Here is a 20,147-nt window from a genome sequence, read left to right on the forward strand (position 1 = left end):
TTATTGAAAATTTAATTCGTCTTTAACTAAATAACGCTTTTTGTTTTGTTTAGTACGAAGAATAATTTCGCCTAAAAAGCCAGCAACAAAAAATTGAGTACCTATTATCATTGTTGACAAAGCAATATAAAACTGAGGACGTTGCGTAATAAGCCTACCAGTTGGGTTTAAAAATAATTTATCGATTCCTAAATATATAGCAAAACTAAATCCAATAGCAAACATAATAAACCCTAATGCACCAAATAAATGCATAGGGCGTTTACCAAAACGAGATAAAAACCAAATGGTGATTAAATCTAAAAACCCATGCACAAAACGATTCATACCAAACTTAGTTTCGCCATATTTTCTAGCTTGGTGTTGCACTACTTTTTCTCCAATTTTTGTAAACCCTGCATTTTTAGAAAGTACAGGAATATAACGATGCATTTCACCATTAACATCAATGTTTTTTACAACATCTAATTTATAAGCTTTAAGTCCGCAGTTAAAATCATGAAGCTTTACTCCTGATGTTTTTCGTGCAGCCCAATTAAATAATTTTGATGGTAAATTTTTGGCTAAAACAGAGTCGTAGCGTTTCTTTTTCCAACCAGAAACTAAATCATATCCATCGTTTATAATCATGCTGTATAACTCTGGGATTTCGTCTGGGTTGTCTTGTAAATCGGCATCCATAGTAATTACAACATCGCCTTGTGCTTTTTCAAAACCAGTATGTAATGCTTGCGATTTGCCAAAGTTTTTTAAGAAACGGATTCCTTTTACTTGTTTGTTGAGGTCAGACAAGCTACTAATAATTTTCCAAGATTTATCAGTACTACCATCGTCAATAAAAATAACTTCATAAGAAAAATGATTGGATTGCATAACTTTTGCAATCCAATCATTTAATTCTGTTAAAGACTCTTGTTCGTTAAGTAGTGGTATGACTACAGATATATTCATTTATATGTTTCAAAATTTAATACATCAAAAATACTGAAATTATTTAAGTGAATACTATGCTTCTTTTTTCATTACTAATCCACCGATTAAAGAATAAATTAATCCAAAAATAGCACTTAAAGCTATCCATATGGTGCTTCCTAATATTGGGTTAGCAAACTTTTTACCTATTTCAAGACTCTTATCTACCATTTCTTCAGTCATGTTAGGGTTTTCTAATAATTTCTCTCTTGAAACATCCATCATTTTATCAATAAACTCAGGATCTATAAAATAGTTAAAAATAATATTGTAAACAGCAAATATTAAAGCACTAATTATAGCAGTCATTAACCCAACTTTTATTGCTTCGCTAAGACTTAATAGATTACCATTATTTTTTTTAAATTGGCTAATAGCATATATTACAATCAATGGAAAAAGAATATAATATATATACATTGGCCATTGCACGCCTTTAAGCTGCATTCCAGTAAAGTATAAAATAGCACTTATAATTATTAAGATTACACCTAATACTAAACCGTAATTAGTCGCAAATTTACCAGGAGATAGTTTATTGGTTTCCATAATATATTGTTTAATTTGTTAGTTGATTGGTTAGTATTCAAAGATAATAAAACGTTACATTTTTAGTTGAAATAAAAAATATTAAAAAGTATTGTACATTTATAAAAAATACGTAAATTTGCAGCTCGAAAATAAAAAAGAATAAAAGCGTTTAGCGATGAGAAAAGGTATACATCCAGAAAATTATAGATTAGTAGCATTTAAAGATATGTCTAACGATGATGTGTTTTTAACAAAATCTACTGCAGTTACTAATGAGACTTTAGAAGTTGATGGTGTTGAATATCCGCTTGTAAAAATGGAGATTTCAAGAACATCTCATCCATATTACACAGGTAAATCTAAGTTAGTAGATACAGCTGGTCGTATTGATAAGTTTAAAACTAAATACGCTAAGTTTAAAAAATAAGTTTAGCATACTAAATATTGTAAAGCCTTTCAGAATTACTGAAAGGCTTTTTTTGTGATCTATTTTTTGGTGTTCTCGAACACAACGACAACCTACTATTTTACTAGGTAAAACGTACTAAAAGTACATGTGCTAATGTTTATATTTGGCGTTTATAATTTAAATGAAGATGAATAACTACATTCTTTTTGATGGTCCGTCACGTAATAATTTATTACCGTTTACGTATACAAGACCTGTTGCCGATATAAGAGTAGGGATTTTAACTATTCGAGAAAAATGGCAAACGTATTTAGGTTCAACCATAACTACTGTTACAGAGGATTACTTATCAGATAAATATCCTATGGTAGAAATGGATTTAAATATAATGATTAATGCATCATATTTACCAAATGAAACTTTAGTTAATGCTGTCAAAGCTCTAAAAGAAAATCAAGCTGTTTTTAAAGGAGAAGATGTTATTGCTTTTTACACTAAAGCTTCGCAAGATGAAGTAGATCTCGATACATATGAAGCAGTAGAGTTTAATGGTGATGTTATAAAGATAGAGCATACATGGGATATATTTTCTAAAAATGGAGAAGCTATTCAAGAAGATTTTAATTTAATAACAAAGGATAGAGAGTCTCAACCCATTCCACCAAGTAATAATATAATTGCTGCTGAAAATATTTTTATTGAAGAAGGTGCTTCTTTAGAGTATGCAACACTTAACGCAAGCAACGGACCAATTTATATTGGTAAAAATGCTGAAATTATGGAAGGCGCGCTTATTCGTGGGCCACTAGCACTTTGCGATAATGCTGGTATAAAACTGGGAGCCAAGATATATGGACCTACAACAATTGGACCTCATAGTAAAGTTGGTGGAGAAGTTAAAAACTCAGTAATTTTTAAAAACTCTAATAAAGGGCACGAAGGCTATTTAGGAAATGCTGTCATAGGCGAGTGGTGTAATTTAGGAGCAGATACTAATAATTCTAACCTAAAAAACAATTATGCAGAAGTGCGTATGTGGGATTATCAAACCGAAGGTTTTGCTAAAACCGGATTGCAATTTTGCGGTCTAATGATGGGAGATCATAGTAAATGTGGTATAAATACCATGTTTAATACAGGAACTGTTGTAGGTGTAAGTGCTAATATTTTTGGCAGTGGTTTTCCTAGAAACTTTATACCAAGCTTTAGTTGGGGCGGAAATGCAGGGTTTACTACCTATTTAACTAAGAAGGCATTTGAAGTTGCAAAAATGGTTATGGACAGAAGAGGCTTAGAGTTTACAGAACAAGATAAAGCGATATTTGAGCATGTGTTTGAAGAAACAAAAAAATATAGAAGATATTAATTTAGGATTAAATTGAAGTAGTGACTAACTCTCAATAGGTTTAAATTCAAAGTATTATATTTGTTTTTAAACCTTTTCTTTTTTCTATTGAAGTTTCTCTGTGGCATATTGTTTCTTTTTGGAATTGTTGGTTTTCCTCAAAATGAAGATTACCACATAACCAATTTGAATATAAATACTGAGTATCCACATTTTGGTTTAATGTACACTGATAATAACAAAATTATTTTTACATCATATCTTCTAACTAAAAAGGGTAAAGTGAAAAAGAGTGCTGGAAGCCCAGTGTTGACTATTTTTAAAGGAGAATTGTCAAATAATGGAGAAATAATTAATGTCAAACCTATTTCGATCGACCCTAAATATGGAATTTCTCATATTACAAGTGCCAGCATATCTCCAAATGGAAAGCAACTTTATTTAACCACAAACTATAATAATAAAGATAAGCCCAATGGCAATTTTAAGGCAACTAATTTCCATATTAAAGTTGGTGAATATAAAGCTGGCTTAGGGTGGACAAATTTTAAGGTATTACCATTTTGCAAACCAAAATTCTCATACGCTCATCCATGTTTAAGTAATGATGGCAAGACACTCTATTTTATTGCTAATATTCGTGGAGGAAAAGAGACGACTAAAGGCGGGTCGGATATTTTTAAAGTTGAAATTTTAGAAAATGATAATTATAGTGAGCCCAAAAATTTGGGTAACAAAGTAAACTCATATAGTAGAGAAATGTTTCCATTTATAGCTGCTGATAACACTTTGTATTTTGCTTCAAATCGACCAAACGGTTATGGCGGATTTGACATTTATAAAAGCGAGATTAATGGAGAAGGAGGTTTTTTAAAAGCCCAAAAAATGCCAAAACCTATTAATAGTAATAAGGATGATTTTTCTTTTATTATTGATGAGGGAAACAAAAGAGGCTATTTTTCATCTAAAAGAATAAAAGGAAAAGGTGATGATGACGTCTATTGTTTTGTAAAGAATTAATACCAATTCATGTTAAACATTATAATCATCTGTTTTATAGGTAAATATTATTATGAATTAACTCAAGACTATTATAAGAATAGATGGATTTATGGTATTTTAGGAATTGTTGTCTATTACATTGGAGCTTTCTCAGGAGGTATTGTAATTGGTATTACTGATAATTTGTTTGATATAGGTTTTAATTGGAATAGTACTTCTAATTTGATAATAATATCATTACTTTTTGGACTACTATTTAAGGTATTGGTTTATGGGGTTTTATACAGAAAATGGAAAAAAGCAGAAGTCGTTGCGAAAAATGAAATTAGCGATATTGGCAAAAATGAATCGAATTAATCTTTCTTAACACTTCTCAAGTCTAATAAATTAATAGGATTAATACCTAAGCCTTTTACGTTTTTTCTTGTAAAGCGCACTACTTCATCATAAAATAAAGGAACCATAAGTGCTTTTTCCATAGCTAAAGAATCCATAGTTGTATATAAAAGTTTTCGTTCTTCAATATTTGTAACGGTAAAAGCTTTATTATATAAACTATCAAATACGGTACTTTTATAATGAAAATAGTTAGAGCCATTTGGCGCGAAATTTTTACTATAAAAAATGGATAAATAGTTTTCAGCATCCAAATAGTCAGCAATCCAAGAGCTTCTAAACATATCTACTTTGCCGTTTGATCTTGCTGATCTTAAAGTAGCTTCGGGCATCACATCTACATTAATTTTCAACCCTGTTTTTTCTAGCTCACGTTGTATAAATTCACAAAAGCTCAGATAATTACTAGTTGTTACTAAGTTAATCTCAGGATTCGTTATACCACTTTCTTTTTTAAATTGCTTAACTAATTGCTTCGCCTTTTCTGGTTGATATGAAAAACCAATAGATTTATTATAACCAGGAAGACCAATAGGAATGAATCCGCCATTAGCAGGGTTTCCAATACCGTTTCGTAAATAAATCATCATTTTTTTTCTATCAAAGCCATAGTTTACCGCTTTTCTTATTAATTCTGATTGTATTTCTGGGGTTTCTGAATCTAAATAGAACCCTAAATATTCTGTGTTTAAAAAAGGGCCTCTAATCATATTAACAGTCTCAGAATATTTATCGCGTAACCTTCCGTCAGCCGTTAATAATTCATCTTTATATGACGCATCTAAACCAGATACATAATCTATGTTGCCTTGTGCAAATTGCAAAAATTCACTTTGTTTGTCGGGTAAAAAAGTAACTGTTACGGCTTCTAAATAAGGTAGTGATTTACCAGTTTCATCTTTTTCGAAATAGCGTCTATTTTTTCTAAAAACAAGTTTAATGTTTTCTTCCCAACGCTTAAATTTAAAAGGACCTGTGCCTATAGGATGTGACCGGAATTCAGCACCATAATGGTTAACTATTTCTTTGGGAACAACCGAGCAGTATTTCATGGTTAATAAACCAATAAAAGCAGGAAATGGTTGCTTTAATGTAATTTCAAAGAGTGTATCGTTGATGGCTTCAAAGTCATCAACTTTATTTAAAACCCAACTTCCGGGAGCTGCAATTTTTTTGTCTCTTAAACGGTTAAGGCTATATTCAAAATCTTTAGCAATTACGGTTCGTGTCGAGTCTTTTCCAAATAATTTATGCTTGTGAAAATAGACATCTTCGCGTAATGAAAACGAATATTTTAAACCATCCTCTGAAATAGTCCAGTTTTTAGCTATTGATGGTAAAATATTTAAATCCTTATCCAATTGTACTAAACCATTAAACAATTGATTACAAACTGAATTATCTTGTAAAGTTCTTGAGAATGCAGGGTCTAAAGTATTGATACTAGCATATTCGTTATAACGAAATACAAGATGGTCTTTGTTGATGTTTGAATTGTTCCCGCAGGAAAAAAATGAAATAAGAATACAACTAATTGATAGATAGATAATTATTTGTTTTAAAATAGGTTTTATCATATAACTTATTAGTTGTAAATTTGCACGCTTTTGTCACTATAATGACAAAATGTAAAGATAAATTTTAAAAAATTCTGAAACAAGCCCAGGAATACAAAACTAAATGAAAAAAAAAGTAGCATTTTATACTTTAGGTTGCAAACTTAATTTTTCTGAAACGTCAACTATAGCAAGAGACTTTAATGAAGAAGGTTTTGATCGTGTAGACTTTTCTGAAAAAGCAGATATATATGTTATTAATACCTGTTCGGTTACCGAAAATGCAGACAAACGGTTTAAAACTATTGTAAAACAAGCACAAAAGGCAAACCCTAATGCTTTTGTTGCTGCAGTTGGTTGCTATGCACAGCTTAAACCACAAGAGTTGGCTGATGTTAATGGTGTCGATTTGGTGCTTGGTGCTACAGAAAAATTTAAAATTACAGATTATATTAATGATCTTTCTAAAAACGATTTCGGTGAAGTACATTCTTGCGAAATTGAAGATGCCGATTTTTATGTTGGAAGTTATTCAATAGGAGATAGAACTCGAGCTTTTTTAAAAGTGCAAGATGGATGCGATTATAAATGCACTTATTGTACTATTCCTTTAGCGCGAGGTATTTCGCGTAGTGATACCATGGACAATGTGCTTAAAAATGCTAAGGAAATATCGAAGCAAAATATAAAGGAAATTGTTTTAACAGGAGTTAATATTGGCGATTACGGAAAAGGGGAATTTGGCAATAAAAAACACGAGCACACCTTTTTAGATTTAGTTACCGAATTAGATAAAGTTGAAGGAATTGAGCGTTTAAGAATATCTTCAATTGAACCTAATTTATTAAAAAATGAAACCATTGATTTGGTTTCAAAATCTAGAGCTTTTGTACCACATTTTCATATTCCATTGCAGTCAGGAAGCAATAATATTCTAAAAAAAATGAAACGACGATATATGCGTGAGTTGTATGTTGATAGGGTTTCTAAAATAAAAGAAGTTATGCCTCATGCTTGTATAGGTGTTGATGTAATCGTTGGTTTTCCAGGAGAAACTGAAGAACATTTTTTAGAAACATATAATTTTATAGCAGAGTTAGATGTTTCTTATTTACACGTATTTACTTACTCTGAACGTGATAATACTGAGGCAGTAGATATGGATGGGGTAGTGCCAACTAATGTAAGAAGTAAGCGTAGTAAAATGTTAAGAGGTTTATCGGTTAAAAAGCGCCGTGCTTTTTACGAAAGCCAGATAGGAAGTAGTAGAAAAGTGCTATTTGAAAGCGAAAATAGAGGTGGTTATATTAATGGGTTTACTGAAAATTATGTAAAAGTAAAAACACCTTGGAATCCAGAATTAGTTAACACATTGCATGATGTTGAATTAACTAAAATTGATGACGATGGTTTAGTACGATTAGAGTTTGCTAATACTTTAACTACTAACTAAATAATATTATACTTTGTTGTTTGACGTTTTTTTTAGGTTTAAGACGGTTTTTTATTAACGGTCTGGCATACTGCAATATATTTGAGTATAAATGTGCCCCAAACATGAAAAGCTTATTCAATTTTTTTACAATTCTGATAATAATTTCTGCAACAACATCTTGTTCCAAAGATGATATTGACCAAAACAACAATTTAGTTGGTGTTTGGGAAAGAAATGATTTTATTGACAATACTGGATATAAATTAGTTTTTGGTTCTGATAATACAGGTTTGAAAATTCATGTAATAGAGTCTTCAACTGGAGAAATAGCTTCAAGTGCTTCTCCTTTTAAATGGGAGCTAGCTGATAATGTAGTGACAATTGTGACAAACGATATTTCTCAAGAAACTTATAGAATAAACCCTGAAGGACAGCTTGTTTTAAGTACAGCAGAAAATTCGTCCTTTAACAAAGTATCAGATGATTATTCTCAATACTATTAATAAAAGATAAAAGCTATCTTTTGAAAATAAAAAAATCCGAAGTTATTAACTTCGGATTTTTATTTTTCTAACGTATTATGTTCTTTTTTATATTCTTACACCAACAGGAAGCATACGTTTATACTTTCGATTGCCTCTAACAAACTTAGCAATTTCTGGACTTGTTGGAACCACACTTAAATTTCTACCTTCTATTTGTTCAAAAACAATAGCTAAAAATTCTTTTTTAAAGTTTTCATCTTTTATCCCTTCAGGAATAATAAGTTTTGTTAAAAAAATCTTTCGTTCTTGTAAGGAATATTCAATTTTTGCTAAATGGTTATCTATTTTAATTTCAAACTGACGTAAAAAATCATTGTCAATTAATTCTGCACTTTCAACCATAATGAATTTTATTTAATTTCTTAGGAATCTCTAAAATAGCGAGCGCTATTTGTATAACTTTGTGCAAAAGTACGAAAAAAAATATAACCGTCAATAAAATTAAAGGTTAAAAGCTTATGTGTCAAGAGATAATACATGTGTATTTAATGCCAGGAATGGCAGCAAGCCCTAAAATTTTCGAACATATTAAGCTATCAGAAAACCAGTTTGAAATTCATTATTTAGAGTGGATTATACCTATTGATAAAGAAACTATAAGCGAATATGCTTTGCGACTATCTAAGGATATTAAACATGACAACATTGTGTTACTAGGAGTGTCATTTGGGGGTGTGCTGGTTCAAGAAATTAATAAGCATGTTAAGGCTAGAAAACTCATTATTGTGTCGAGTGTAAAGTCGATGCACGAATTACCAAAGCGGATGCTAATTACTAAGGTTACCAAGGCTTATAAGTTAGTTCCAACACAGCTTGCTAGTAATATTGATATTTTTGCCAAATATGCCTTTGGTAGTAATGTAAATAAACGATTAGAGTTATACAGAAAATATTTATCGGTAAATGATAGTAAATATTTAAGCTGGGCTATTGAGAATATGGTATGTTGGAATCAAACAGATTATAACCCAGAAATAATACATATTCATGGAGGTAACGATGCCGTATTCCCTATTAAAAACATTGTGAACTGTATTACAATAGAAAATGGAACACATATTATGATTATTAACAAATACAAGTGGTTTAATGAAAATTTGCCACGTATTATTTTAGAAAACTAATCATTTTTTTTACCTTTAAAAAAACTTATTAAAAATGAAGATTATACAAAAAGCATTAGCGTTTGTGGGATTATTAAGTTTATGCGGATTATTTATTTATGCCCTACAAGATGCTCCTACCGATGAAAATTTTGAAACAAAATTGATAAACGATTACAATGTTTATGCACTCCAAGTACCTAATGATTTAAACTTTGCAGGAGAATTGATGCCTCTTAAAAATCCAGATATTTTAGAGCGTATGGATAGAGAATTGTTGGTTAATACTTATTGGCAGTCAAACGGATTATTAATGTTTAAGCGTGCTAAAAAGTATTTTCCAGTTATTGAACCTATTTTGGCAAAGCACAATATTCCAGACGATTTTAAATATTTAGCTGTAATTGAAAGTGGCTTAACAAATGCAGTATCTCCAGCTGGCGCTAGAGGTGTTTGGCAAATAATGAAATCTACAGGTAGAGAAAACGGCTTAGAAGTTAATGCCAATGTAGATGAACGTTATAATCTAGAAAAAGCAACTGAAGTAGCATGTAAGTATTTGAAAAAATCTAAAGAGAAACTGGGTTCATGGACACTAGCTGCAGCAGCTTATAATGGAGGAAATGCAGGAATTTCTAGACGACTAAAAGCACAAAAAGTAAGTAATTATTATGACTTGTTATTAGGCGAAGAAACTGGGAGATATTTGTTTAGAATTGTTGCTTTAAAAGAAATTTTATCGAACCCAAATAAATATGGGTTTAATTTTAGAGAAAAAGATTTATATAAAAATATACCAACTTATAAAGTTGAGGTTGATACTGCTGTTACTAGTTTTGCTAAGTTTGCGCAGAATTTTGGAATTAATTACAAAATATTAAAGCTGCACAATCCATGGTTGCGTGAACCACACCTTAATAATAAATCGCGAAAACTATATACTATTGATATTCCTAAAGAAGGTTATTATAACAGCAATCCTTAAAAGCTAGGTGTTATTTTTATTTACCTCTTCTTTTTTGAGCTCTTAAAGATCCACCAGCTCCGAAGTGTTGGTTTGGTCCAGCGGCACGTTTCATATTCTGCTTCATCATTTTTATTTGATCAGTCAGCATGCCCTGCTTATCTAACTTTGTAGCTTCTGTTAGTAACTTCTGAGCTTCTTGTTTTCTACGTTTAGAAAACGCAATTCCAGCTAAATTTAATTTAGCCATTGCTAAATCATGGTCCATAGATAAACCCAATGAAATAGCCTTTTTGAAATATTTTTCGGCATCATTCATATTACTTTGCGATACCATAATGCCATGCAAGTAATTATAATAACCTTGTTGCTTTTTTACTAAAGCAGATTCTGGATTTTTAATTTTATTCAACCATTTTTTAGCACCATCAAAATCTTGTTTACGCAATCTTAAAAAAGCCAATAAAATAAATTCGTTTTTAAAATATAAAAAAACAAAAATTAATGACAATAGAATAAACATAATACCATTACCAATATAACCTTCAGTAAATTGGTAAACGGCATAGGCTATAATGCTAGCAGCAATTATTAATTTTATAATTTTGTTATACATAATGCTTAATTTATAATAAAGTTAGATGCTTTTTTATTGAAAACAATCTTTTTCTATTGTTTTGTGAGTGCAAAGAAACTAAATTTTTATTAAAAATTGAGTATACTTTTTTAACAAAAAATGACGATTACCCTAAATAAATAAAGGCATAGAACGTTTTCTGTATTTTAAAAAACAAATAAAAATTTTTTTTAAAATAAGGTTTGTCAAAGTAATAAAGGCTTTGTATATTTGCCCTCGGTTTTGAAGAAAGCCTAGAGTTTATAAAAATTACAATTCAGATTTAAAGATTCAAGATAATGAGTAAAAGAACATTTCAGCCTTCTAAAAGAAAGAGAAGAAACAAACATGGTTTCAGAGAAAGAATGGCTTCTGCTAACGGTAGAAAAGTATTAGCGCGTAGAAGAGCTAAAGGAAGAAAAAAATTATCTGTGTCATCTGAAACTAGACATAAGAAATAATGATTAACAATTGTTGATAATAAAAAGGTGTTACTTAACGGTAATGCCTTTTTTTATATCTGTTGATTACTATTTTTGTAACGAATTAAAATCCAACATATAACTAAAATAAAAATGCCGAAAAACGAAAAACTAAAATCTATTTTAATTATAGGGTCAGGACCAATTGTTATTGGTCAAGCTTGTGAATTTGACTATTCTGGATCACAGTCTTTGCGTTCTTTAAAAGAAGATGGAATTGAAACAGTCTTAATCAACTCAAATCCAGCAACAATTATGACAGATCCTTCTATGGCAGATCATGTCTACTTGTTGCCGTTAACAACAAAATCTATTATTCAAATTTTAAAAGAACACCCACAAATTGATGCGGTTTTACCAACAATGGGAGGTCAAACAGCTTTGAACTTATGTATTGAAGCTGATGACAAGGGGATTTGGAAAGATTTTGATGTAAAAATGATTGGTGTTGATATTAATGCAATTAATGTTACCGAAGATAGAGAGCAATTTAGAGAATTGATGGGCAAAATTGGTGTGCCAATGGCACCTCAAGCTACGGCAACATCTTTTTTAAAAGGAAAGGAAATTGCACAAGAGTTTGGTTTTCCATTAGTAATTCGTTCTTCTTACACATTAGGAGGGGCAGGAGCATCAATAGTTTACAAACCAGAAGATTTTGATGAGTTATTGAGTAGAGGTTTAGAAGCATCTCCAATCCATGAAGTGATGATAGATAAAGCAATGATGGGATGGAAGGAATATGAGCTTGAGTTACTTAGAGATAAAAACGATAATGTTGTAATTATTTGTTCTATAGAAAACATGGACCCAATGGGCATCCATACGGGAGATTCTATTACTGTAGCTCCAGCTATGACATTATCTGATAAAACCTATCAAAAAATGCGTGATATGTCAATACATATGATGCGTTCTATTGGAGATTTTGAAGGAGGTTGTAACGTGCAATTTGCTGTTTCTCCTGATGAAAAAGAAGACATTATAGCTATTGAAATTAACCCACGTGTTTCTCGTTCCTCAGCATTAGCAAGTAAAGCAACAGGGTACCCAATTGCAAAAGTAGCAACAAAGTTAGCCATTGGTTATTCTTTAGATGAGTTAGAAAATCAAATTACAAAGTCTACATCAGCTTTATTTGAACCTACATTAGATTATGTAATTGTAAAGATTCCTCGTTGGAATTTTGATAAATTTGAAGGTTCAGACAGAACTTTAGGCCTGCAAATGAAAGCTGTAGGTGAGGTTATGGGTATTGGAAGATCGTTTCAAGAAGCATTACACAAAGCGACACAGTCCCTTGAAATTAAGCGAAACGGTTTAGGAGCAGACGGAAAAGAGAATAAGAATTATGATCAGATTATTGAAAAACTAACTCATGCTTCTTGGGATAGAGTCTTCATAATTTATGATGCTATCAGAATGGGAATTCCATTAAGCAGAATTCATGAAATCACAAAAATAAATATGTGGTTTTTAAAGCAATATGAAGAGCTACATTTTCTTAACAATGAAATTTCAACATTTACAATTGATACTATAGAGAAGGATTTACTTCTTGAAGCCAAACAAAAAGGTTATGGAGATAGGCAAATAGCACATATGTTGGGTTGTTTAGAAAGTCAAGTTTATAACAAACGTGAAGTGCTTGGTGTAAATCGAGTTTATAAACTAGTTGATACTTGCGCCGCAGAATTTAAGGCTAAAACACCATATTACTATTCTACTTTTGAAAGTGATATGGAAACTGCTGATGGAAACCGATATGCTGATAATGAAAGTGTAGTTACAGATAAGAAAAAAATTATCGTTTTAGGATCTGGACCTAATAGAATAGGGCAAGGAATTGAGTTTGATTATTGTTGTGTACATGGCGTTTTAGCAGCAGCTGAATGTGGGTACGAAACTATTATGATTAACTGTAACCCTGAAACAGTTTCAACTGATTTTGATACTGCTGATAAATTATATTTCGAGCCTGTTTTTTGGGAGCATATATATGATATTATTAAGCATGAAAAACCAGAAGGCGTCATTGTACAGTTAGGTGGGCAAACCGCCTTAAAACTTGCTGAAAAATTAACGAAATACGGTATTAAAATAATAGGAACAAGTTTTGAATCTTTAGATTTAGCTGAAGACAGAGGACATTTTTCTAAATTATTAAAAGAAAATAATATCCCATATCCAGAATTTGATATTGCAACTACAGCTGACGAAGCGGCAGCTATTGCAGATGTTTTAGACTTCCCAATTCTTGTAAGGCCATCTTATGTTTTAGGAGGGCAAGGCATGAAAATTGTTATTAATAAAGAAGAACTAGAAAAGCATGTTGTTGATTTATTAAGACGTATGCCTGGGAATCAGTTATTATTAGATCATTATTTAGATGGAGCTATTGAAGCTGAAGCTGATGCTATTTGCGATGGCGAAAATGTTTACATCATCGGAATCATGGAACATATTGAACCTTGTGGTATTCATTCGGGAGATAGTAATTCAACCTTGCCTCCATTTAATTTAGGTGAGTTTGTAATGCAGCAAATTAAAGATCACACTAAAAAAATTGCCTTAGCTTTAAATACCGTGGGATTAATAAATATTCAATTCGCTATTAAAGATGATACAGTTTACATTATTGAAGCAAACCCAAGAGCTTCTCGTACGGTACCATTTATTGCAAAAGCTTATGGCGAGCCTTATGTTAACTATGCTACTAAAGTTATGTTAGGTGAAAAGAAGATTAAAGATTTTGATTTTAAACCAAAATTAGATGGTTACGCCATTAAGCAGCCTGTATTTTCGTTTAATAAATTCCCTAATGTGAATAAGAAACTTGGACCAGAAATGAAAAGTACTGGTGAAAGTATATTATTTATTGATAGTTTGAAAGACGATCAATTTTACGATTTATACTCTAGACGAAAAATGTATTTGAGTAAATAAAAATATTCATTTTAAAGTTTTAAATTAAAAGCCGCTTTTAAGTGGCTTTTTTTATTGGCAAATAATAATAGAATACCTTTCTTTTAATACCCAATACCTTTATTTGATTATCAATTTTATAGGTTTATTACTTATATCATACAAATTTTTATGAAATTAACAGAAAACCTTACTAAAAGTAAGGTTTTAGCTTATCTAGGTATCGTTTTTAAGTAGTAACTTTAAGGAGGTCTTTTTATTAACTTTAAAAAAAAATCATGAAAAATGTAGTCATTCTATTTATGCTATTAATAACAAACGCTTTGTCTGCTCAATGGACGGAAAACGCCAGTTTGATCTATACTAACACGAATAAAGTAGTTGTTGGAGCCACTACAGTACAAGGAAATTATGGAACAAATGATAGAGTATTAGAAATAGTTTCTCCATCAAGTAATTCTTCTTATTTGACCTTTAAATCAGGAAGTAAAGCTTTGCATATAGGTTGCGGCCCTTATGGTAATAGTCTTTATTTGCCTAATAATGAGGCGTTTAGTTTTGCCTACGGAGCAACACAAGTAATGAAGATTAATCCAATTACTGCTGGTAACCCGAATGGTAGCATTTCAATAGGAACAACATTAATCCCACCTGGTTATAAGCTTGCTGTTGGAGGGAAAGTAATAGCAGAGGAAGTAAAGGTGCAATTGCAAACTAGTTGGCCAGATTATGTCTTTTTTAAAGATTATAAATTACAATCGTTACAAGAATTAGAGGCTTATATTAATAAAAATGGTCATTTGCCTAACGTCCCTTCTGCTAAGGAAGTAGTCGAAAATGGCTTAGAACTTGGAGAAATATCAAAAATCCAACAAGAAAAAATTGAAGAATTAACTCTTTATGTTATTGAACAAAATAAAATTAATATTGAGCAAAGTTTAGAATTGAAAAAGCAATCAAAAGAAATTGAAGAATTAAAAGCTATGGTGAAAGTTTTAATTGAATAAGGGTAGAGAGTATTCATCATTAAAATGATAATATTTAGCATCAGAAAAAAAAATCATTCCTTAAAAAACAGATATCATATTGCGGTTTTGTATTTTTAACTAAAATCAAATTAGTGAATACATATATCTTAGGAATTTCTGCTTTTTATCATGATTCAGCAGCTTGCTTATTAAAAAATGGACTAGTAGTTGCAGCTGTACAGGAAGAACGATTAAGTAGAAAAAAACATGATGCTAGCTTTCCTGAATTAGCGATTGATTATTGCTTAACATCGCAAGATGTTACCATTGACGATATTAGTCTTATTACATTTTATGAAAAACCATTCCTGAAATTTGACCGGATTATAGATACTTATTCTGGTAAAACACCCTTTGGTTTTCGGTCTTTTAAAAAAGCAATTAAAAGTTGGACTTCAGAGAAGCTATGGATTCCCAATATTATTCAGAAGAAACTCAATTATAAAGGAGAGATTATCTACACAGAGCATCATGAAGCTCACTCAGCTTCAGCTTTTTTTGCATCACCATTTCAGAAGTCCGCTATATTAACAATAGATGGAGTAGGAGAACGGGCTACAATAACAATTGCTAAAGGCATTGATAACAAGGTTAGTATTATTACAGAACAACAATTTCCGCATTCGTTAGGATTGTTTTATTCGGCTTTTACTTATTACTGTGGTTTTAAAGTGAATTCAGGAGAATATAAATTAATGGGATTAGCTCCTTATGGAAAACCTATATATAAGAACACTATTTATAAACATTTTATAGCTACTGATGGTGAAGGTATTCTCACTCTTAATATGAAATATTTTGATTTTGACATCGGCCTTAAAATGACCAATAAGGCTTTTGAGAAAGTATTGGGACAATCCGCAAGAAAGCCAGAAAGTGAAATGTCGCAATTTTATAAGGACGTAGCTCGTTCAGCACAGGTGGTTTTGGAAGAAATTGTAATTAAACTTGCAGAAAAGGCTAAAAAAATGATTGGAATGGATAATTTGTGTCTGGCAGGAGGAGTAGCACTAAATTGTAAAGCCAATCAAGAACTATTGGAACGACAAGTTTTTGAAAATATATGGGTGCAACCAGCGTCTGGAGATTGCGGTGGGGCTTTGGGGTCAGCTTTAATAGGGTATTATCATTATCAAAACAATAAACGCCTAATTGTGGAAGATTCCCCAGTATATAATGCGTATTTAGGTAATTCTTTTACGGATGATGAAGTTGAAGATCAATTAAAAAGGTTAGATGTTCAATATTCTCGTTTACCATTTCAAGAGGTAATTGAAAAAACAGCTAATTATCTCAATGAGAAAAGTATTGTAGGGTGGTTTCAGGGTAAAATGGAATTTGGTCCACGTGCATTAGGTTCCAGATCTATACTAGCGAGCCCTAAATATGAGGATATGCAATTTCATTTGAATTTAAAAATAAAAAAAAGAGAAGGTTTTAGACCATTTGCACCCATAGTAATGGAAGAAAAGGCAGCAGACTGGTTCGAGATTAAAAATCCTTCCAAATATATGTTATTCACGTTTAATGTAAAGAAACCTAAAGAAATCCCATCTTGCACACATATGGATAATACAGCGAGAGTACAAACGGTAAACGAGAGGGATAATAAAAAAGTGCATCAATTATTACTTCGATTTGAAGAACTCTCAGGACTACCAGTGCTAATCAATACTTCTTTTAATGTAAGAGGAGAACCTATTGTTGCCACAGTAGAAGATGCAGTAAGATGCTTTTTTAATACTGATATGGATATTTTGGTAATTGGCAATTGTATATTATCTAAAAAGGAAAATATTAATTTTAACAAGAATATTTTAAAGAAAGCTACTTATGAACTGGATTAAACACATGTTAGACAAGGCAGCTATAAATAGTGGACAGCGTAAGATACAACTACAGTTTTTAGCTATTTTGTGTATTATAGCCATAAGTATAATTGGATATAAATTTTATATAAAAGAATGGACTTTAAATATTACATTTATAAGTATAGCAATCTTATTATTAATTGTAGGAATACTATATAAAAAAACAATTCTTTTAAAACCATTTTTATGGATATGGTTATTGTTTGGGTTACTTTTAGGAGAAATCACTTCATCAATAATATTAGCATTTATCTTTTATTTATTATTCTTTCCTATTACCTTTATACTAAGGAAAGCGAATTCTAAAAAACGTATTTCTAAACCGCAATGGTTCTCTAGAGAAAATGATAATATAGATTATCATAAATTGTATTAAATAAAAAGGTATGAGTTCAAAGTTTTCCATTTTCATGGAATTATTAAGTTTTTTAAAGCAGCGAAAAAAATACTGGTTGATTCCTATTATTTTAGTTATTGTTTTTTTTGCGGCATTAATATTACTTGGAGAGAATTCGGCATTAGCACCCTTCATTTATTCATTGTTTTAAATCAATTATCAATTTTAAAATTTTCAAGATGATTTAAATGTGAAATGATAATATCAGAAAATTGTTTTCCTCCGTCTTCAGAAAAATGACCAACATCAACAAAATGGTTACTATTCCATTTGTATTTGCTTAAAATACTATCCACTACCGTAGTATTGGCACCTTTTTTTATAGTTTGAGACATTAAAGAATTGATTTTTTTTATGAGCTCAGGCATACTTTTATTACTTATGTATGGAGTCCATGAATCGCTAACATCTACGCTTTTGGTATATTCTTCTAGATTTAAGACTTGAGGGATATAGATTTGTTTAACTTGAAGTTGATTACATAGTACTTGAATGGTCTTTAAGTTACGAACATATATTTCATCAATATATGAATCTCTATGGCTTGAGATGTTATTTTCCAGTTCTTTACTTTTTGATATTTTATTGCCAATTTTCCCAGCTATGAAATTTATAAAGGAATATTCCGTAATACTTGTTTTCTTGTTAACACTTAAGTTGCTTTTTTGAGTTTTTCCGTGCCATAAATAGTCGGGAGATTTATTTGGAGCATGATAACTTCTAATATCATTCCACCCTTGATATATTATTAAAATATCCGGTTTTAATTCTGGGACAGTTGTAACCAATTGTATGATCCCTTCTAGGGTAGAATACCCTGGTACACCTAAATTTATTACATTATAATTTTCACCAAGTTTTTGTTGTAAAATGTATGGCCAACTAATCTTATCTGGTACTCCAGTGGCAAATGTTGTAGAGCCTCCAATACAAACAATATTTATAGCGTCTTTTGATGGGACATAATTTTTGGTAACTCGATGCCCATTTCCATCTGTAGTGATATTAAATCCTTTAGGTAAATTTGGAAATCGGAAATTTTCCTTAGGTGTTCCTACTAAATATGGATGTTCTTTAAAAAAAGTATTCTCATTTGTGTTATTCTGAAATAAATATTTACCCTTAATTATTCTATAACTTAAGTGGCCAATAATTTCAATTGTAACCAATATGGTGACCAGCACAGCATAATTTATAAGAAAGAAGCGTATTTTTTTCATAAACCTTTATTCTTTTTAGATAAATATGAATCTTGAATAACCTGTTTTTGAAGATATGTCGCCGTAACTTTTGCAGCGCTATCCTGTCCTACATCATTCCAATGACTATCTCCATCGATGAAATAGTATTTGCTAGGATTATTTTTAATAAAAGTATCATATAAGTTAATCGCTTTAATCTTATTTTTTTTGCAAATCTGATACATTATTGAAGTCAAATTATCATTTTTATATTTTGGAAATCTTTTTGAAATATCATCATAATTTATTAGGAAGTTTTTGCTAATATCTATAGAAGAAGGTTGAATAAGAACTATAAATTCAATGCTATTATCCATAGTGAAATTATTAAATTCCTTAACTATTGCTTCCATAAGTTCAATCTTTATCTTGGAATTTTTAGATTCAGGATCAACCGCAATATCCATATCATAATGATCTGCAAAATTAGAATATATTTTATCACTATTATTTTGATAATTTTCAAATTCTTCTTGACAAACACGACTGTATGTTTTTATTATATTTTCAGGAAGTAAACTTGGATTACCTATATAATTGTCCCTAAATTTTCTGACAGCATCCTTCATTCTTAAATGATACCATTTATGAGTGCTATTTTTAGAAGTATCGAATACTGGGTCTATTGACTTTTGTGAAGATAGGAACTCTAATTTTTGATTATCATTTAACTTAATCAATCTATTTCGAAGAAGGTCGCCATAATCATTATCAGCAAAAACATTGAGTATTACAATATCGGGTTGAATTATGTTTTTTTCTTTTTTGAATTTTAAAAAACTTTGATCTGGACCATACCCAACAACCCCTGCGTTTATAACAGAAACAGAGTTTGGTAAATACTGTTCTAATTTTTTTACATAGGTGTTTTCTAAAGAGGAAAATCTTGCCTGAATGTTGGAATCTCCATACACAGCAATGGTCAAATCTTTTTTGATTATGTTATCTCCTCTAAAACCGTATTTATTTGTTTTCCAGGTAATTATATTTCCTCCGTTTTTTGCAGTACGGGTGAATTCCTTTTCGATATTTGGCTTTAGGGAAACTAAGTAATCGGAGTTATATTGATATGCTAAAGAAGATTCTTCTAGAGTTTTTTTTCTAGGAAAAAAGACTCTTAATGCTACTTCAATCAAAATTAATAGAATAAGCGTATTAAGGATAATAATAATGATTGTTTTTATTTTTTTCATTAGAAAGGAATCGTGTAGTACTATCTTAAAACTAAATATAGGTTTTTTAAGAATGACATATCGAATTAATTATTGGGAATTTTTTAAAAATTAAAAACTAAGGGTCATAAGTGACTAAATTACTATTATTACTTTA

The 20,147-nt window shown here is 30.6% G+C and carries 21 protein-coding genes; 14 read left to right on the forward strand and 7 right to left on the reverse strand.

Annotation, left to right across the window (positions count from 1 at the left end):
* The gene (locus tag M3P09_RS05295; RefSeq protein ID WP_249972300.1) at positions 1-951 is read right to left on the reverse strand and encodes a glycosyltransferase family 2 protein; all 951 of its coding nucleotides are present in this window, start codon (positions 949-951) and stop codon (positions 1-3) included.
* A gap of 54 nt (positions 952-1,005) precedes the next feature.
* Positions 1,006-1,521, reverse strand: coding sequence for a DUF4199 domain-containing protein (locus tag M3P09_RS05300; protein ID WP_249972301.1), 516 nt, complete (start codon positions 1,519-1,521; stop codon positions 1,006-1,008).
* A gap of 157 nt (positions 1,522-1,678) precedes the next feature.
* On the opposite strand from M3P09_RS05300, the gene M3P09_RS05305 reads away from it, so the two are divergent.
* From M3P09_RS05305 to M3P09_RS05320, 4 genes are all read left to right on the forward strand, one after another.
* Positions 1,679-1,930: a type B 50S ribosomal protein L31 gene (locus M3P09_RS05305; RefSeq protein WP_099564250.1), complete on the forward strand. Its 252-nt coding sequence runs from the start codon at positions 1,679-1,681 to the stop codon at positions 1,928-1,930.
* Between the two features lie 169 nt (positions 1,931-2,099).
* Positions 2,100-3,278, forward strand: coding sequence for a GlmU family protein (locus tag M3P09_RS05310; RefSeq protein WP_249972302.1), 1,179 nt, complete (start codon positions 2,100-2,102; stop codon positions 3,276-3,278).
* 87 nt (positions 3,279-3,365) lie between these two features.
* The gene (locus M3P09_RS05315; RefSeq protein ID WP_249972303.1) at positions 3,366-4,277 is read left to right on the forward strand and encodes a TolB family protein; all 912 of its coding nucleotides are present in this window, start codon (positions 3,366-3,368) and stop codon (positions 4,275-4,277) included.
* 9 nt (positions 4,278-4,286) lie between these two features.
* Complete coding sequence (locus M3P09_RS05320) at positions 4,287-4,616, forward strand: hypothetical protein (RefSeq protein WP_249972304.1); 330 nt, start codon at positions 4,287-4,289, stop codon at positions 4,614-4,616.
* Here the strand turns inward: M3P09_RS05320 and M3P09_RS05325 are convergent.
* Entirely contained in the window at positions 4,613-6,232 is a 1,620-nt protein-coding gene (locus M3P09_RS05325) for an ABC transporter substrate-binding protein (RefSeq protein WP_249972305.1), read from the reverse strand. The two genes, M3P09_RS05320 and M3P09_RS05325, sit on opposite strands and share 4 nt — an antisense overlap.
* Positions 6,233-6,335: 103 nt before the next feature.
* Here M3P09_RS05325 and mtaB point away from each other — a divergent pair, with 103 nt between their 5' ends.
* Together mtaB and M3P09_RS05335 are read left to right on the forward strand one after the other, a co-directional pair.
* Complete coding sequence (gene mtaB, locus M3P09_RS05330; protein WP_249972306.1) at positions 6,336-7,664, forward strand: tRNA (N(6)-L-threonylcarbamoyladenosine(37)-C(2))-methylthiotransferase MtaB; 1,329 nt, start codon at positions 6,336-6,338, stop codon at positions 7,662-7,664.
* Between the two features lie 104 nt (positions 7,665-7,768).
* Positions 7,769-8,149, forward strand: coding sequence for a hypothetical protein (locus M3P09_RS05335; protein WP_249972307.1), 381 nt, complete (start codon positions 7,769-7,771; stop codon positions 8,147-8,149).
* Between the two features lie 87 nt (positions 8,150-8,236).
* Here the strand turns inward: M3P09_RS05335 and M3P09_RS05340 are convergent, their stop codons facing one another.
* Positions 8,237-8,533 (reverse strand): N-acetyltransferase, encoded by a 297-nt coding sequence (locus M3P09_RS05340; protein WP_099564243.1) that lies wholly within the window; start codon positions 8,531-8,533, stop codon positions 8,237-8,239.
* Between the two features lie 116 nt (positions 8,534-8,649).
* Here M3P09_RS05340 and M3P09_RS05345 point away from each other — a divergent pair, with 116 nt between their 5' ends.
* Both M3P09_RS05345 and M3P09_RS05350 read left to right on the forward strand, forming a co-directional pair.
* The gene (locus tag M3P09_RS05345) at positions 8,650-9,315 is read left to right on the forward strand and encodes an alpha/beta hydrolase (protein ID WP_249972308.1); all 666 of its coding nucleotides are present in this window, start codon (positions 8,650-8,652) and stop codon (positions 9,313-9,315) included.
* 34 nt (positions 9,316-9,349) lie between these two features.
* Positions 9,350-10,279, forward strand: coding sequence for a lytic transglycosylase domain-containing protein (locus M3P09_RS05350; RefSeq protein ID WP_249972309.1), 930 nt, complete (start codon positions 9,350-9,352; stop codon positions 10,277-10,279).
* Between the two features lie 16 nt (positions 10,280-10,295).
* On the opposite strand, the gene M3P09_RS05355 is transcribed toward M3P09_RS05350, so the two are convergent.
* The gene (locus tag M3P09_RS05355) at positions 10,296-10,874 is read right to left on the reverse strand and encodes a DUF2892 domain-containing protein (protein ID WP_249972310.1); all 579 of its coding nucleotides are present in this window, start codon (positions 10,872-10,874) and stop codon (positions 10,296-10,298) included.
* A 299-nt stretch (positions 10,875-11,173) separates the two neighbouring features.
* On the opposite strand from M3P09_RS05355, the gene rpmH reads away from it, so the two are divergent.
* From rpmH to M3P09_RS05385, 6 genes are all read left to right on the forward strand, one after another.
* Positions 11,174-11,335: a 50S ribosomal protein L34 gene (gene rpmH / locus M3P09_RS05360; protein WP_027878648.1), complete on the forward strand. Its 162-nt coding sequence runs from the start codon at positions 11,174-11,176 to the stop codon at positions 11,333-11,335.
* A 114-nt stretch (positions 11,336-11,449) separates the two neighbouring features.
* Positions 11,450-14,302: a carbamoyl-phosphate synthase large subunit gene (gene carB / locus M3P09_RS05365; RefSeq protein ID WP_099564239.1), complete on the forward strand. Its 2,853-nt coding sequence runs from the start codon at positions 11,450-11,452 to the stop codon at positions 14,300-14,302.
* Between the two features lie 257 nt (positions 14,303-14,559).
* Positions 14,560-15,288: a hypothetical protein gene (locus M3P09_RS05370; RefSeq protein WP_249972311.1), complete on the forward strand. Its 729-nt coding sequence runs from the start codon at positions 14,560-14,562 to the stop codon at positions 15,286-15,288.
* Positions 15,289-15,401: 113 nt separating this feature from the next.
* The gene (locus M3P09_RS17415; RefSeq protein WP_249972312.1) at positions 15,402-17,156 is read left to right on the forward strand and encodes a carbamoyltransferase family protein; all 1,755 of its coding nucleotides are present in this window, start codon (positions 15,402-15,404) and stop codon (positions 17,154-17,156) included.
* Positions 17,143-17,556 carry an SxtJ family membrane protein gene (locus M3P09_RS05380; protein ID WP_249972313.1) on the forward strand — a complete coding sequence of 138 codons (414 nt, stop codon included), beginning with the start codon at positions 17,143-17,145 and terminating at the stop codon, positions 17,554-17,556. The genes M3P09_RS17415 and M3P09_RS05380 overlap by 14 nt, the downstream gene beginning before the upstream one ends.
* A 34-nt stretch (positions 17,557-17,590) precedes the next feature.
* Positions 17,591-17,728, forward strand: coding sequence for a DUF5989 family protein (locus M3P09_RS05385; RefSeq protein ID WP_249972593.1), 138 nt, complete (start codon positions 17,591-17,593; stop codon positions 17,726-17,728).
* Between the two features lies 1 nt (position 17,729).
* Here the strand turns inward: M3P09_RS05385 and M3P09_RS05390 are convergent, their stop codons facing one another.
* Both M3P09_RS05390 and M3P09_RS05395 read right to left on the reverse strand, forming a co-directional pair.
* Entirely contained in the window at positions 17,730-18,797 is a 1,068-nt protein-coding gene (locus M3P09_RS05390) for an SGNH/GDSL hydrolase family protein (RefSeq protein ID WP_249972314.1), read from the reverse strand.
* On the reverse strand, positions 18,794-20,011 hold the full coding sequence (locus tag M3P09_RS05395) for an SGNH/GDSL hydrolase family protein (RefSeq protein WP_249972315.1): 1,218 nt from the start codon (positions 20,009-20,011) through the stop codon (positions 18,794-18,796). The genes M3P09_RS05390 and M3P09_RS05395 overlap by 4 nt, the downstream gene beginning before the upstream one ends.
* Positions 20,012-20,147 lie beyond the last annotated feature (136 nt).

This window comes from Jejuia spongiicola (genome assembly GCF_023502325.1).
In the GTDB taxonomy this organism is placed as follows: domain Bacteria; phylum Bacteroidota; class Bacteroidia; order Flavobacteriales; family Flavobacteriaceae; genus Wocania_A; species Wocania_A spongiicola.

What these genes read in the sequence shown, in the direction of transcription:
- M3P09_RS05390 (WP_249972314.1), bottom strand. Translation starts at nt 18,797, where the DNA reads ATGAAAAAAATACGCTTCTTTCTTATAAATTATGCTGTGCTGGTCACC.
- M3P09_RS05385 (WP_249972593.1), top strand. Translation starts at nt 17,591, where the DNA reads ATGGAATTATTAAGTTTTTTAAAGCAGCGAAAAAAATACTGGTTGATT.
- rpmH (WP_027878648.1), top strand. Translation starts at nt 11,174, where the DNA reads ATGAGTAAAAGAACATTTCAGCCTTCTAAAAGAAAGAGAAGAAACAAA.
- M3P09_RS05295 (WP_249972300.1), bottom strand. Translation starts at nt 951, where the DNA reads ATGAATATATCTGTAGTCATACCACTACTTAACGAACAAGAGTCTTTA.
- M3P09_RS05380 (WP_249972313.1), top strand. Translation starts at nt 17,143, where the DNA reads ATGAACTGGATTAAACACATGTTAGACAAGGCAGCTATAAATAGTGGA.
- M3P09_RS05300 (WP_249972301.1), bottom strand. Translation starts at nt 1,521, where the DNA reads ATGGAAACCAATAAACTATCTCCTGGTAAATTTGCGACTAATTACGGT.
- M3P09_RS05305 (WP_099564250.1), top strand. Translation starts at nt 1,679, where the DNA reads ATGAGAAAAGGTATACATCCAGAAAATTATAGATTAGTAGCATTTAAA.
- M3P09_RS05370 (WP_249972311.1), top strand. Translation starts at nt 14,560, where the DNA reads ATGAAAAATGTAGTCATTCTATTTATGCTATTAATAACAAACGCTTTG.
- M3P09_RS05345 (WP_249972308.1), top strand. Translation starts at nt 8,650, where the DNA reads ATGTGTCAAGAGATAATACATGTGTATTTAATGCCAGGAATGGCAGCA.
- M3P09_RS05355 (WP_249972310.1), bottom strand. Translation starts at nt 10,874, where the DNA reads ATGTATAACAAAATTATAAAATTAATAATTGCTGCTAGCATTATAGCC.
- mtaB (WP_249972306.1), top strand. Translation starts at nt 6,336, where the DNA reads ATGAAAAAAAAAGTAGCATTTTATACTTTAGGTTGCAAACTTAATTTT.
- M3P09_RS05340 (WP_099564243.1), bottom strand. Translation starts at nt 8,533, where the DNA reads ATGGTTGAAAGTGCAGAATTAATTGACAATGATTTTTTACGTCAGTTT.
- carB (WP_099564239.1), top strand. Translation starts at nt 11,450, where the DNA reads ATGCCGAAAAACGAAAAACTAAAATCTATTTTAATTATAGGGTCAGGA.
- M3P09_RS05335 (WP_249972307.1), top strand. Translation starts at nt 7,769, where the DNA reads ATGAAAAGCTTATTCAATTTTTTTACAATTCTGATAATAATTTCTGCA.
- M3P09_RS05310 (WP_249972302.1), top strand. Translation starts at nt 2,100, where the DNA reads ATGAATAACTACATTCTTTTTGATGGTCCGTCACGTAATAATTTATTA.
- M3P09_RS05395 (WP_249972315.1), bottom strand. Translation starts at nt 20,011, where the DNA reads ATGAAAAAAATAAAAACAATCATTATTATTATCCTTAATACGCTTATT.
- M3P09_RS05320 (WP_249972304.1), top strand. Translation starts at nt 4,287, where the DNA reads ATGTTAAACATTATAATCATCTGTTTTATAGGTAAATATTATTATGAA.
- M3P09_RS05350 (WP_249972309.1), top strand. Translation starts at nt 9,350, where the DNA reads ATGAAGATTATACAAAAAGCATTAGCGTTTGTGGGATTATTAAGTTTA.
- M3P09_RS05325 (WP_249972305.1), bottom strand. Translation starts at nt 6,232, where the DNA reads ATGATAAAACCTATTTTAAAACAAATAATTATCTATCTATCAATTAGT.